This is a genomic window from Mucilaginibacter rigui (assembly GCF_014773275.1).
In the GTDB taxonomy this organism is placed as follows: domain Bacteria; phylum Bacteroidota; class Bacteroidia; order Sphingobacteriales; family Sphingobacteriaceae; genus Mucilaginibacter; species Mucilaginibacter rigui_A.
The window spans coordinates 45,018-57,686 of the sequence record NZ_JACWMW010000008.1 but is presented as its reverse complement, the minus strand read 5'-3'; the positions used below and the strand labels follow the sequence as shown (position 1 = coordinate 57,686).

The window sequence follows — 12,669 nt, the reverse complement described above, 5'->3', positions numbered from 1 at the left end:
TAGCTAAAGCTCCCTGTATCCCGGTAATTCCTCTATAAATTTATAACTCGCTGTTGCATGGTCTATGCTGCAGTAATAATGCTGCAAGCCGTTGCTTACTGCCATTAGCTGCACCTTATGAACCATATTGTAACGAGCCGCCTGATCGAAAGTAGCTTGTGTAATGGCAACAGATGGGGCTTTACACTCCACCAGCAAAATGCGCTGGCCCGCCGAATTGAACACCACTATATCGGTACGTTTGGCCATGCCGTGCAGCTTCAACCCCCCTTCTAATTTAATTAATGCTTTTGGGTATTGCTTATGGCCAATAAGGTATTGCACAAAATGCTGGCGCACCCATTCCTCGGGGGTAATAATGATGTTTTTTTTTCGCAGTTCATCAAATACAGTAAGCTGTCCGTTTTGTTCGGTCAGTTTAAAAGGGTATGGCGGTAAATTAAGCGGAAGTAGTAAGTCCATGCAAATTCAAAAGTAATTTAAATTCAAAATTAAAAAGTCAAAAATCAAAAATGCTCTTTCAACAATGCATGTTTATTACTTTATATTCTACAAAATAAGGTTTTTGACTTTTTACTTTTTACTTTTGGCTTAACCCATGGCTACTGCTCCTGATATAATAAAAGATCTTAAGAACCGCAAGTATAAACCCATATACCTGCTGCATGGCGAGGAGCCTTACTATATCGACCTGATAAGCGATTACATTGAGCATAACCTTTTATCTGACGCCGAGAAAGGGTTTAACCAAACAATACTATACGGTAAGGATACTGATGTGATGACAGCTATAAACGCCTCAAAACGTTACCCTATGATGAGCGATTACCAGGTGGTAATGGTAAAAGAAGCGCAGGATATGAAGTGGGGGCGGGATGATGACGATAAAAAAAACATCAACCCCATATTAAGCTACCTGGAAAACCCGCTGCAAAGTACCATACTGGTTTTTTGCTATAAATACGGCAAGTTTGATAAACGCAAAAAAACTTATAAGGCTATTGAAAAAAACGGGTTGATATTTGAATCGGCGGCTTTGTATGATAGCAAGATCCCCGGTTGGATAGAAGGGTACGTAGCCGATAAAAAATATAAGATAAGCCCGCAGGCTGCCGCAATGTTATCTGAGTACCTGGGCAACGATCTGTCAAAAATAGCCAACGAACTGGATAAGCTGATGCTAAACATCAGCGCCGGGCAGGAGATTACCCTTCAGCTGATACAGGATAACATAGGCATCAGTAAAGAATACAATGTTTTTGAACTGCAGGCTGCTATCACCAAAAAAGATGCATACAAGGTTAATCAGATAGTGAATTATTTTGAGGCTAACCCCAAAGCCAACCCCATAGTGCTTGTTTTAGGTAACCTGAACAACTTTTTCAGCAAGGTGCTTGCCTATCATTACGTGAAAGACAAAACCCCGCAAAACCTGGCGAGAGAGCTTGGCGTTAGCCCGTATTTTTTAAAGGATTATGAACAGGCCGCGCGTGGTTATAATTTAGGAAAAACCTTCCAGGTAATTAGTTATCTGCGCGAGTACGACCTTAAAAGCAAGGGGGTAGAGTCAAACACCGACCACGGTGGTTTGATGAAGGAGTTGATGTTTAAGATACTCCATTAAGGAGTTTGCTTCATGCTACCTCAGCGTTTTCTCTACCCGGGTATTTATCTCTTGTATTCGGTTATCCAGTTCCGTCGCGCTTTGTTTCAGCATTTTTATTGGCTGCTCCAAATATTCTGCATCACAAGGTAAACCGTCCAACGAGTTAATGATCCCTAAAATGTTAGCCAATGGCTTACGTATAATATGCGAATTGATATAGGCTATTTGGTCAAGGCTCTCGTTCTTCAGGTTAATCTGCTCCTCGCCATGTTTTTGGCTGGTAATATCCTGAAAATATACCGCAAGCCCATCGGCGCCCGGGTAAACGGTAAAGCAAACCCATTTTTTTAACTGGGTAATTTGCTCCTCAAATTTTACAGTCTCTTTATGCTCTAACGCGTATTTTAATTGCTTAAAAACATTTAGTTCGCGGTAGTAGGGGTATAGCTCCCAAAGCTTTTTGTGCAATATGGTTTGTTTATTTATAGATAATATCCGCGCCGCCTCTTTATTCCAATAGGTTACCCGCAATTTACGATCGAGTGTTATAAAACCATCCGTAATACTCTCCAGCGTTTCGTTTATCCTGTCAAGGGCTTCAACAAGCTTAGCATCTTTTTGCTTCTGCTGCGTAATATCATGAATGATGACCATGCGGCAATAGAAGCCATTAAACACAACATTATATGAAGTAATATTTACATGGATAGACCTGCCATTTTTTTTGATGTGAGTAAGTTCTTTTTTAATGGTTTGGCTGTGCTTTATCCGTTTAATAAGGTTAAGCATCTCCTGTTGCTCGTGTACCGGGCGGATGTTGGAGAGCTTTATTTTGTTCAGAAACTCATCGCGGCTGTAACCGTAATGTTTTATTGCTGCCTCATTTACTTCTTTAAATTGCAGGGTGTCCACTTCAACAATCCACATTGGGTTGGGGTTGTTGTGAAATAGCACAATAAAGCTTGCATCATCATTACTGATATGTAAAGGCATAAGTTGTTTTTCGGGTACAAATGTTGATGATACAATTATATATAATATGATGTTAAGATTAGCCATAAATTAGATATTTTCGTTTTAGGAAAACGCATTTTTAAACTCTTGTTGCCTTGTCTGTATTTCGTTGATAATTCCTAATTTGCGGCACTATTTAAGCATACATTCTATGAATCATTGGTTAGTAAAGTCAGAGCCTGTAAAATATAGCTGGGAAAAATTTAACAAAGAAGGCCGTACCTTTTGGGATGGCGTACGTAACTACCAGGCTCGCAATAACCTAAAGCTGATGAAAACCGGCGACCTGGTGATGTGGTACCACAGCAACGAGGGTAAAGAAATAGTTGGCATAGCCCGTGTTGTAAAAGAATTTTACCAGGACCCTACCACCGAAGACCCCAACTGGGTAGTGGTTGACCTTGAACCTGTAGAAAGCCTGAAAAAGCCCATAAGCCTTGAGCAAATAAAAGCCGATGACCGCCTGAAAGATATAGGGCTGGTTAGGCAGGGCCGCCTTTCGGTAATGGCATTAAAACGCGAGGAGTTTGACAGGATATTAGAACTGGCGGCTGAATAGTTTGTGAGTTAATCACAGAGGACGCAGAGATTTACACAGAGAGCACAGGGCTTTAAACTTCTGTGCTCTCTGTGGTTTCCGTCCTTTGTGTACTCTGTGGTTAACTCAAATTTTATTGAAAGAAGAGTTATTTCTCTTCGCCAAAAAATAATGCTTTTAGTTCGGTAGCATCATTGGGTTTCATTTTACCGCCCAGTATCAACCTTAATTGGCGGCGGCGCAATGCACCTTCATAAAGCTCAATTTCCTGGTCGGTTTCGGGTAGCATTGGGGGCACGGGGATAGTGCGTCCGTTTTGGTCTAAAGCTACAAAGGTGTAATAGGCCTCGTTGCTTTTTACCTTGGTGCCCGATGGTATGTTTTGGGCATATACATCAAGCCTAACCTCAACAGAGGTAGTAAAAGCGCGTGATACTTTGGCTTCGATGGTAATTACATCACCCAGTTTTATAGGGTGCTGAAAGGATACGTTATCTACAGATGCGGTTACCACAATGCGGTTGCAATGCTTTTGTGCCGATATCGCGGCTGCAATATCCATCCAGTGCAGTAAACGGCCCCCCATTAAATTATTAAGGGTATTGGTATCATTGGGTAATACCAGTTCGTTCATAATAGTAAATGATTCCTGGGGCGATTTTCCTTTCATGCTGCAAAGATAAACTTTAAGGGGAAAGTATCGCCTCAAAAAGCCTGTATACAAACGTTTTGTACGTGTGAAGTAGGATGCTCCTATGGAGCCGGTAAGTATGGATCGTGTTTTCTATAAATAGGATGCTCCTCCGGAGCGGTTTTGGCCACCCATAAATGCAGAGTTCATTCCGTAGGAATGCCCTGTTTATAAAAAGGAAGGTAATGACGTGTTGGCTCCTGCGGAGCCTCCTTACGACCTAAAACTATTTCTTAGCCATGGCCATTTTTGTAGCCTTGCCGTCTTTAATACCAATTTTCATAATATCTTTACCAAACTGGTAGGCCAAAAAGGTAATAGCTATAATAGCTGCTGTCGATATTTTTTTTGCTGTTCTGCTCATGTTTTTAAATCAATTAGATGATGGTGCTGTTAGCTTGTTACAAATTATTGTTTGGCCGAGCTTAAAAGGTTGTAACCCACCAATTGCTCATATCGCGAGCCAACCTGGCGGTAATAAACCAACAGTTGGTATTCGTTCTCGGTTTCAAAGTAATTGCCCTCTAAAATGATATCATCGGGCTGTTTGGAGGCGTTGCTTACCCAAATGTACTGGTAATCGTATACGCCCTGTTTAAGCAGCAGGTTGGTATACCAGCGGCCGCGGCTATCAAAAGTTAGCCTGCTGTTATTATCCAGCTTATAATCATTAAACTGGCCAACAATATATGGGGTGCCATCCGCTTCAGATTTATTGGATGCCAGGCTAAAATACATGTGCGCGTAATCGGCATCACGGCGTGGGTCGCTGCCATCCTGGTTAAGGATGTAAAACTTACCATCAAGATCATACAACAAAGTATAATTGGGCAGGTTACGGTTTGGGTCGCCAAGCAGCATAACGGTATTGGCAGTGTCTTTGTATATTTTGGCTATTCGCTCAGAGTTTAATTTGAGTGTGCGGGTATCAAAATGCCTGAACTCGTTACGGCCGGCAAAATCGTTGATGTTTACATCGTTATACACCAGTTGCGTACCGCGGATGTAGGTTGGCTTATTGTTCATGATGCCGGTTTCGGGCCGGGCATTCTGCATCAAAAAAGCACGGATATCGGTATTAGGGTTTTGAACAGGCAGGCCGGTATAATCAATAGTGAAGTTTACCTTTTGGTTGGTGCGCCTTGCTGCTACGTTGTTTGATGTGATGATATTGGCACTTACCGATACCCGCTTGCCAACTATGTAAAGCCTGCGGGTTAGTACCAGTTTTGTAGGGTCGCTATCTTCATAAACCTTCAGGATGTAGTTGCCTGATATTTTGGGGATGATATTACGGTTAGGGATCTTAACCTCGTAATGCGTATATTTTTGGAACGTTGCCGATGAGTAATAGTAATCGTTAATGCGGTCGTCGGTAAAGCTTTCCAGGTATTCGGCAGGCGACAGGTTTGATGGCTTCCAGGTGGCATCACAATGCTGAATGGTGTAATTAAAAGTACGGCTGCCGCCGCTCAGGTCGTCAAAACCCAGTGTTACCGTTTCGCCGCTGCCCAGATCAATTACGGGGAAAGATGCCTGTTTTTTTGAATTAAAAAATTCCACGCTTTTTATCTCGTGCCGGTAAACGCTGTTATCAAACGGCAGGGTTTGGGCAAAACAAGTTATACCAGCTAAAAAACAAACAATAAAAAGGCATGCTGATTTTTTCATCTGTGCAAGATAATAAACAATTATACTTAAAAAATAATGCGCTACTCTTTATCAATTTTTAGCTTTTGCTCCTGTCCGTCGGGTGCTTTAAGCGTTATTACCGCGCTTTGTTTGTCGCCAAGTATGGGGCCATTATCCATCAGTTGGCAAAGCGTTAAATTCGATAGGTCTTTACCGTCAACAGCCATGATCTGTTCGCCGTGTTTAACTTTATCCATGCCTTTTTGCCAAACCACACCAATAACCAGTTTGCCATCAGCAAAAGTTGGCTGAAAAGGCCATTGCTTATTATCTGGCGCATTCGCGTCGTTTTTGGCATCGAAGTAAAACTTTCCGTTGATGAAGTCGAGCGTTACATCGCCGTAATCAAGCAGTTTGGTGCCAATGCCGGGGATGCCGCCTTTATTAGTTTCGGTAACCAAATTATCAAAACGTGCGCTGCCAATATTAATAAAGGGGATTTTTAACAAATATTTTTCGGCACCTGGCTGCAAGCCGTTTTCGCCAATAGTGGTAGCGCCAAACCCTTTTGATACTATTTCGTAAGAATTATATTTAGCCAGTTGCTGCATCAGGTCGTCGGTAAACCTTAAAAAGGCGTTGTCGCCGGTATCAAAACCAAGGGTTAAGCTAACCTTATTGTTTAACAATATTTTTATTTGCGGGTCGCTTTGCTGGTTTTTATTGGCATTGGTAATGAGCGGTACGCTGTGTTTTTTGTTGAGCGCGAGTTTATCGGGCTGGTCGGTAATAATGATGAGGTGCTTGTCGCTCATTAGTTTCACTACCGACTGGCGCAGTATGTTACTGCCAATAACACCGTCAATATTCCAACAGTTGTACCAGTCGGGGAACAGTGTAATGGCCGGGATGCCGGTAAAGGTTACATCGCCAAGTTTTATACTGTCTATCTGTACTGTAGCAGCGTTGCTAACCGTGCCGTTTACATCTGTTAAGTGGCCCTGGTGAATTTCGGTTAACTGTAACTCGGTTATCAGTTTTTTACTTAGTGCAACAGGCGCCCCGGTATCAAACAAAAACTTATGTAGTTTGCCCTTAATTTCAACCTGCACAAACATTTTACCATTAACCATTTCATAAGGTAGTTGGGTGTAGTATTTACTTGTTGCGGGTCCTCCCTGGTTTAATGAGATTGATTGTGAGCGGGTAAAAGTACAGGCGGATAATAAGCAGCACAATAAGGCAATATGTTTCATTTATGGCGGGTTACACACTAAAATTAAATAAAAAAATACAGCTGTTTTAGCAGCAACGCTGGTTTGTTTTAATATTACGTTTTTTTTCAACTGAAAGCTGAAGCCACGCTACTCCACGAGTTGAAAGTTTGCGGCAGCAACTATTTAATGCTTTGCAGCTTATCCATGATCAGATCTATCCTTTCAGCAACTGTGGTATCGCCTTCAATTTTAAGAACCGGGCAATTTACTTTGCTTAACCAAAGCTGATGCACAGCAAGGTTCCTGCCATTGGTTGTATTATCATCATAACCTTTGGCCCAATCGGTAAATTTTTTATACTGATCGGCCCTGAATGGATCGGTAAATATCTGGTCGCCATAGCGTTCAACCTCGCGGGTGTGCAGCCGCTCCATTCTTATATCATGTGGGGTATATAAAAATACAACCAGGTCAAACATCGTAAGCCATTCATTCCCCCAGCTTACCAGCGAGCCGCCCACTATAGCATCCGTTTTACCCAGTAAATCGGTTTTAAGCATTGCTATTCTATCAGCGGTTTCTCTTTTTATGGTATAAGGCACGGCAGATGGCAGCCAGAAGTATTCGTCGGTATCAAAATAGGTGTAATTAAGATGTTGCGCCAACGCCCTGCCCAATGTGGTTGAGCCGGCGCAAGAGGCACCCATAACATGTATTTTCATATTTGCGGCAACAAAAAAGGCAGTTGCTAAGCAACTGCCCTGGTTATTTAAAGTTTTTTATCCTTCCAGTTCCATTATCTGTTCGGCGAGTGCTTCCCAGCGTGCCTGGTTTTCTCTCAGCTCCAATTTTTTTAACTGGTAGCCGTCGGTTAATTGCTGTAGCTTTTCGGCCTGGTTGTAAATGCTATCGTCGGCTAATTGGGTTTCCAATTGTTTTACATCTTTTTCTAAAGCCGATATATGCTCTTCCATCTTGGCTAAATCCTGGTTAAGTTTTTTTAGCTGCTGGGTTTTGTTTTCGCCATGTGGCTGTTTAACCGGCTCAGTCTTTTTCTCTTCTTTTTTAGGTTGAGGGGCCGGTGTTTCTACTTTGGGGTCTAACTTGCGTTTGGCGTTCCACTCATCATACTCGGCGTAAGTACCCGGGTATTGTTTAATTTTTTGGTTTTCGATAAACCAGATCTTGTTGGCTACATTATCAAGGAAGTACCTGTCGTGCGATACCACGATAACCGTACCTTCGTATTGTTGCAGCGCCTGGATCAGTATATTCACCGAAGCCATGTCCAGGTGGTTGGTAGGCTCATCCAGTACCAGGAAGTTGGCATCTGCTGTTAACGCTTTTGCAAGCGCCACGCGCGATTTTTCGCCACCCGATAATACCTTGATCTTTTTGAACACATCATCACCGGTAAACAAAAACGAACCTAATATAGTGCGCAGCTCTGTATCGGTATGTTTTGGGGCGAATGATTGCAGCTCCTGTAATATCTGGTGCTCTAAATGCAGGCTTTCTAACTGGTGCTGTGCAAAGAACGTTTGGGTTACGTTATGGCCGGTAACGGCAGTACCTTCAAATTCTTTATCGGCACCGGCTACAATACGCAGCAGGGTTGATTTACCTTTACCGTTGGCGCCTATCAGGGCAATTTTATCGCCTTTTTCTATGATCGCTTCGGCATCATCTAAAATATCAATTGCAGGATATTTTTTGGTGATATGCTCCAGGGTACATACATGGCGGCCCGATTGCTTGCTGAAACGAAAGCTGAAGTTAACTTCAGGGTTCTCATCATCCACATCATCAACACGCTCAAGCTTATCAAGCATCTTGATACGCGATTGCGCCATCTTTGCTTTTGATGCCTTTGCACGGAAACGCTCAATTAAGCGCTCTTCCTGTTTTATTTTTGATTGCTGGTTCTTAAATTCGCCACGCTGAATTTCGGCACGCAGTGCTTTTTCTTCCAGGTAAAAAGTGTAGTTACCGGCATACACATTCAGTTTTCCCTTACGCGATTCAACCGTACGGTTAATAACTTTATCAAGGAACCATCTGTCGTGCGATACAATGATGATAGCGCCGGTAAAGGCCTTCAAATAATCTTCCAGCCATTGAATAGACGGTAAGTCTAAGTGGTTGGTAGGCTCATCCAGCAAAAGGATGTCAGGTGCCTGTAGAAGGATCTTGGCAAGCATCACGCGCATACGCCATCCTCCCGAAAAAGTACTTAGTTTACGCTGGCAATCAGCCTCGCTAAAACCAAGGCCGGCTAAAATTTCGTGTGCTTTATATTCAATATTGTAACCATCCAGCAGTTCAAACTCGTGCTGTTTGTCGCTTAGTTTATGCAGCAGGTCTTCAGTGTAGTCTGTTTCCAGTTTTTTAAGAAGCACCTCTATCTCATCGTGTAGTTGGTTTTGGCGCTCAAAGGCCTCCATGGCAACATGCACAATGTTTTTATCTGATGAGTAAGATAGCAAGTCCTGGTTAAGGTAACCCATGGTAAGGTCCTTAGCCATTGATATGGTGCCCGATGTAGGTTTGTAATCGCCTACAATAATTTTTAACAGCGTGGTTTTACCTGTGCCGTTAGCGCCAATCAAACCAATTTTTTCGCCGGGTTTAATATGCCAGTTGGCTTCATCATATAAGGCGCGCGCACCAATCTCGAACGTAAGGTTATTTATAGCTATCATTTGGCCGCAAAGATACGTTTTTGGGGCGACGCCTCAAAAGTGAGATTACCGTTTAGCCATCAGGGATCAGCGTTTGTGACGTTAATATGCTAATTAACTAAGTACTAACCCTTAATCACTTCCATCCAGCCTTGTGCCATCAGTTTTGCACCGGCGAGGCTTGGGTGTACGCCATCAAGCGTCCAGTAGGTAGCGGGGGCGAATTTTAGCGCGTTGTTAAATATGGTTTGATAAGGGATAAACGGCAGATCATACTCCGCTGCAATATCGCGGGCTGCTTTACGGAAAAGGTCAAATGTTGGGTACCACTTCCCGTCGACAGATTTGGTGCCTATCATGGCAAAGGGTTCGCCAATAATGATCTTTATACCCGGCAGGGCGGCTTTGGTGCGGTCTAAAAGTTTTTTGTAGTCGGTTATATAGGTTTCAATAGTGCCGGTATAACCGCCGCCAAGGGTATGCCAAAAATCGTTTACACCAATATGGATGCTTAGTACGGTTGGCTTCAGGGCAAGTGTATCCGTGTCCCACCTGTCGGCCAGTTGATATACCTTATTGCCGCCCACCCCCTTGTTGTAGATCTGCAGGTTTTTCGGCGCGTATTTTTCAAGTAACTCTGCAGCAGTTAGCAAAACATAGCTGTTGCCCAGCGCACTGTTATCATTAGGCGTGGTTTTGTTATGATCGCGGCCCCAGTCGGTAATAGAATCGCCCTGGAAAAGGATCACATCATTATCTTTCAGTTGCACCCTTTTACTGCTATAGCTGTTAGCCGAAGCTGATACGATCTGCGGGATGCTGATAGCCGCCGCAGCGCTCACAGCGGTGGTTCTTATAAAATTACGACGGGAGTTATTATTAGTCATGTTAATATTACTTATAGCGGGTGCAAATTATTACCTGTGCCTAAAGTACAAAATGTAAATTATGCCAATGCTTAATTGTTAAAAGTTGATGCGTAATTGTTAAAAACGGTAAATTCGCGCTATGTATCAATTGCTCAAACCCCTGTTGTTTCAGTTCGACCCGGAGAACGTACATTATTTTGTAACCCGTAACCTTAAACGGTTTAACCGTTTCCCCGGCGGTGCATCATTAAGTAAAGCTATTTGGGGCACAGATGATAAACGGCTGGAACGCGAAGTTTTTGGCCTTAAATTTAAAAACCCGGTTGGCCTTGCCGCCGGTTTTGATAAAAACGCCGAACTGATAAGCGAAATGGGCAACCTGGGTTTCGGCTTTGTTGAAGTAGGTACAGTAACCCCGCTACCACAGCCGGGCAACCCCAAGCCAAGGATGTTTCGCCTGCCGGCAGATGCCGCGCTGATAAACCGCATGGGCTTTAATAATTTGGGGGTTGATGTAGCCGCCGAGCGCATTGCTGCTTATCGTAAAAGCCTTAAACCTGGGCAGCAGGCATTAATAGTAGGGGGCAACATTGGTAAAAATAAGGTTACGCCTAATGAGGATGCCGTAAGCGATTATATTAAATGTTTCGACAGACTTTTTGATGTGGTTGATTATTTTGTGGTGAACGTAAGCTCGCCCAACACGCCAGGTTTGCGCGAACTGCAGGAAAAAGAGCCGCTAATGAACCTTTTAAACACTTTACAGCAACGAAATAGCAAGAACGGGATAAGCAGGCCTATTCTGTTAAAAATAGCACCAGACCTTACCAATGAGCAATTAGATGATATTGCCGATATTGTTAAACAAACCGGCATAGCGGGCATCATCGCCACAAATACAACCATTAGCAGGGATGGCCTTACATCGGCCCATAAAGAGGAGGCCGGCGGGTTAAGCGGCAAGCCTTTAACCAGGCGATCAACAGAAGTTATTGCTTATTTGCACAAAGCATCGGGCGGGGCATTCCCTATAATAGGCGTGGGTGGCATCCATTCGGCAGAAGACGCGATGGAGAAATTGGCGGCCGGCGCATCATTGCTGCAATTATACACCGGTTTTATTTACGAAGGTCCGGGGTTAATAGGGAGGATAAATAAGAGGATATTGCAATCATTGTAATATGGCAAACACCTTTTCCCAGATTTATTTACAATTTGTGTTTTCGGTACAAAATCGATTGTGCCTCATTACTAAAGAACATAAGGAAGAATTGCATAAATACATCACCGCCCTTGTACAAAACAGAAATGCAAAGATGCTGGCGATAAATTGCATGCCTGATCACGTTCATCTGTTTGTAGGTTTTAAACCAACTGTATTAATTTCTGATTTTGTTAAAGAAGTTAAGGTGGAGAGTAATGAATTTATAAATAGCAAAGGTTGGGTGAAAGGGAAATTTAGCTGGCAAGAAGGTTATGGTGTGTTCTCTTATTCGCATTCGCATATTGATACGGTTGTAAAGTATGTGCTTAACCAAGAAACACACCATCAAAAGAAAACTTTTAAGCAGGAATATTTAGAATTGTTGCAGAAGTTTGAAGTACCCTTTGAGGATAAATATCTATTTGAGTTTTTCGTTTAAATTGTGTAAGGGGCTTTTAAATTGGAGATAGGGGGCTCCTGTGGTGCCAACCTTAATGCTTCATTTTCTATAAACACATGGATCCGCTGGAGACGGATCAAGGGTGAGTTACATGGTAGATGACTCGCGTTATAATCTATTTGAATCTTTCGAATATGTGTTGTTTGGATAGGAGGCTCCTATGGAGCCATTGTCAAATTCCGTGTTTTCTATAAACACGAGGCTCCGCTGGAGCCGAACTACGTTAGTTATTAGGATACATTTACCTCTTAAATCATCTGATTGTTGAGGATAATCAGTACATGTTAAAGGCATTCGCTTGTCGCAATATTCAATTGCCCCAGCGGGGCATTCTGTTTATAGAACTTGCATAAGTCTTCTTGGCTCCATAGGAGCCTCCTTAAAATAGTCTCTACAATAAATAACCCCACAAAAAAAGCGCACCTATCGGTACGCCTTTAAAATTCTTTTTAAAAAAGAAGAATTATTTGCCTGAAGCAGCAATAGCTAAAACAGCATTGTTTTTTGCTATCTGGCTATCTTTTTTCTCTGCAGAACGGCTGCCTAACTCAATGTTAGTAGCTAATTTCAAAAACTGAACTTCTAAACGTGAAGTGGTTTTGTTTCTTCTATCTTTTCTTTTTAAACGAGTAACGCCCATGACTTTTTATTTTAAATGTTTTTAACCTTGAGGTCGGGAGCGGATTCGAACCGCTGTAGGAGGTTTTGCAGACCTCTGCCTAGCCACTCGGCCACCCGACCATTTTTAAAGGATTGC

General features: G+C 42.7%; 14 protein-coding genes and 1 tRNA gene. 4 read left to right on the top strand and 11 right to left on the bottom strand.

The window, feature by feature from the left end; translation table 11 throughout:
- Positions 1 to 3: 3 nt before the first annotated feature.
- Positions 4 to 462, bottom strand: coding sequence for a type I restriction enzyme HsdR N-terminal domain-containing protein (locus IDJ75_RS20770; protein WP_191177582.1), 459 nt, complete (start codon positions 460 to 462; stop codon positions 4 to 6).
- Positions 463 to 598: 136 nt separating this feature from the next.
- On the opposite strand from IDJ75_RS20770, the gene holA reads away from it, so the two are divergent.
- Positions 599 to 1,624 carry a DNA polymerase III subunit delta gene (gene holA, locus IDJ75_RS20765; protein ID WP_191177581.1) on the top strand — a complete coding sequence of 342 codons (1,026 nt, stop codon included), beginning with the start codon at positions 599 to 601 and terminating at the stop codon, positions 1,622 to 1,624.
- Between the two features lie 15 nt (positions 1,625 to 1,639).
- On the opposite strand, the gene IDJ75_RS20760 is transcribed toward holA, so the two are convergent.
- The gene (locus tag IDJ75_RS20760) at positions 1,640 to 2,665 is read right to left on the bottom strand and encodes a PAS domain-containing protein (protein WP_191177580.1); all 1,026 of its coding nucleotides are present in this window, start codon (positions 2,663 to 2,665) and stop codon (positions 1,640 to 1,642) included.
- Between the two features lie 106 nt (positions 2,666 to 2,771).
- On the opposite strand from IDJ75_RS20760, the gene IDJ75_RS20755 reads away from it, so the two are divergent.
- Entirely contained in the window at positions 2,772 to 3,179 is a 408-nt protein-coding gene (locus tag IDJ75_RS20755; protein WP_191177579.1) for an EVE domain-containing protein, read from the top strand.
- 127 nt (positions 3,180 to 3,306) lie between these two features.
- On the opposite strand, the gene IDJ75_RS20750 is transcribed toward IDJ75_RS20755, so the two are convergent.
- The 7 genes from IDJ75_RS20750 to IDJ75_RS20720 form a co-directional block, all read right to left on the bottom strand.
- Positions 3,307 to 3,828, bottom strand: a complete 522-nt coding sequence (locus IDJ75_RS20750) for an acyl-CoA thioesterase (RefSeq protein ID WP_191177578.1) — start codon at positions 3,826 to 3,828, stop codon at positions 3,307 to 3,309.
- 247 nt (positions 3,829 to 4,075) lie between these two features.
- Complete coding sequence (locus tag IDJ75_RS20745; protein ID WP_191177577.1) at positions 4,076 to 4,213, bottom strand: hypothetical protein; 138 nt, start codon at positions 4,211 to 4,213, stop codon at positions 4,076 to 4,078.
- A 44-nt stretch (positions 4,214 to 4,257) separates the two neighbouring features.
- The gene (locus IDJ75_RS20740; protein WP_191177576.1) at positions 4,258 to 5,520 is read right to left on the bottom strand and encodes a type IX secretion system plug protein; all 1,263 of its coding nucleotides are present in this window, start codon (positions 5,518 to 5,520) and stop codon (positions 4,258 to 4,260) included.
- A 41-nt stretch (positions 5,521 to 5,561) separates the two neighbouring features.
- Positions 5,562 to 6,737: a retropepsin-like aspartic protease gene (locus IDJ75_RS20735; protein WP_191177575.1), complete on the bottom strand. Its 1,176-nt coding sequence runs from the start codon at positions 6,735 to 6,737 to the stop codon at positions 5,562 to 5,564.
- A gap of 140 nt (positions 6,738 to 6,877) precedes the next feature.
- Entirely contained in the window at positions 6,878 to 7,420 is a 543-nt protein-coding gene (locus IDJ75_RS20730; protein ID WP_191177574.1) for an AAA family ATPase, read from the bottom strand.
- 57 nt (positions 7,421 to 7,477) lie between these two features.
- The gene (locus IDJ75_RS20725; protein ID WP_191177573.1) at positions 7,478 to 9,400 is read right to left on the bottom strand and encodes an ABC-F family ATP-binding cassette domain-containing protein; all 1,923 of its coding nucleotides are present in this window, start codon (positions 9,398 to 9,400) and stop codon (positions 7,478 to 7,480) included.
- A gap of 104 nt (positions 9,401 to 9,504) precedes the next feature.
- Positions 9,505 to 10,266, bottom strand: a complete 762-nt coding sequence (locus IDJ75_RS20720; protein ID WP_191177572.1) for an SGNH/GDSL hydrolase family protein — start codon at positions 10,264 to 10,266, stop codon at positions 9,505 to 9,507.
- Positions 10,267 to 10,387: 121 nt separating this feature from the next.
- On the opposite strand from IDJ75_RS20720, the gene IDJ75_RS20715 reads away from it, so the two are divergent.
- Entirely contained in the window at positions 10,388 to 11,428 is a 1,041-nt protein-coding gene (locus tag IDJ75_RS20715; protein ID WP_191177571.1) for a quinone-dependent dihydroorotate dehydrogenase, read from the top strand.
- A gap of 1 nt (position 11,429) precedes the next feature.
- Positions 11,430 to 11,891, top strand: a complete 462-nt coding sequence (gene tnpA, locus IDJ75_RS20710) for an IS200/IS605 family transposase (protein WP_191177570.1) — start codon at positions 11,430 to 11,432, stop codon at positions 11,889 to 11,891.
- Between the two features lie 484 nt (positions 11,892 to 12,375).
- Here tnpA and IDJ75_RS20705 read toward each other — a convergent pair whose 3' ends face one another.
- Complete coding sequence (locus IDJ75_RS20705; protein WP_067058092.1) at positions 12,376 to 12,552, bottom strand: spore protein; 177 nt, start codon at positions 12,550 to 12,552, stop codon at positions 12,376 to 12,378.
- A gap of 30 nt (positions 12,553 to 12,582) precedes the next feature.
- A tRNA-Cys gene (locus tag IDJ75_RS20700) sits at positions 12,583 to 12,653 on the bottom strand.
- Positions 12,654 to 12,669: the final 16 nt, after the last annotated feature.

Coding starts and splice junctions, on each gene's coding strand:
- IDJ75_RS20730 (WP_191177574.1), bottom strand. CDS start 7,420: ATGAAAATACATGTTATGGGTGCCTCTTGCGCCGGCTCAACCACATTG.
- IDJ75_RS20740 (WP_191177576.1), bottom strand. CDS start 5,520: ATGAAAAAATCAGCATGCCTTTTTATTGTTTGTTTTTTAGCTGGTATA.
- IDJ75_RS20770 (WP_191177582.1), bottom strand. CDS start 462: ATGGACTTACTACTTCCGCTTAATTTACCGCCATACCCTTTTAAACTG.
- IDJ75_RS20750 (WP_191177578.1), bottom strand. CDS start 3,828: ATGAAAGGAAAATCGCCCCAGGAATCATTTACTATTATGAACGAACTG.
- IDJ75_RS20715 (WP_191177571.1), top strand. CDS start 10,388: ATGTATCAATTGCTCAAACCCCTGTTGTTTCAGTTCGACCCGGAGAAC.
- IDJ75_RS20760 (WP_191177580.1), bottom strand. CDS start 2,665: ATGGCTAATCTTAACATCATATTATATATAATTGTATCATCAACATTT.
- IDJ75_RS20755 (WP_191177579.1), top strand. CDS start 2,772: ATGAATCATTGGTTAGTAAAGTCAGAGCCTGTAAAATATAGCTGGGAA.
- IDJ75_RS20745 (WP_191177577.1), bottom strand. CDS start 4,213: ATGAGCAGAACAGCAAAAAAAATATCGACAGCAGCTATTATAGCTATT.
- IDJ75_RS20725 (WP_191177573.1), bottom strand. CDS start 9,400: ATGATAGCTATAAATAACCTTACGTTCGAGATTGGTGCGCGCGCCTTA.
- holA (WP_191177581.1), top strand. CDS start 599: ATGGCTACTGCTCCTGATATAATAAAAGATCTTAAGAACCGCAAGTAT.
- tnpA (WP_191177570.1), top strand. CDS start 11,430: ATGGCAAACACCTTTTCCCAGATTTATTTACAATTTGTGTTTTCGGTA.
- IDJ75_RS20735 (WP_191177575.1), bottom strand. CDS start 6,737: ATGAAACATATTGCCTTATTGTGCTGCTTATTATCCGCCTGTACTTTT.
- IDJ75_RS20705 (WP_067058092.1), bottom strand. CDS start 12,552: ATGGGCGTTACTCGTTTAAAAAGAAAAGATAGAAGAAACAAAACCACT.
- IDJ75_RS20720 (WP_191177572.1), bottom strand. CDS start 10,266: ATGACTAATAATAACTCCCGTCGTAATTTTATAAGAACCACCGCTGTG.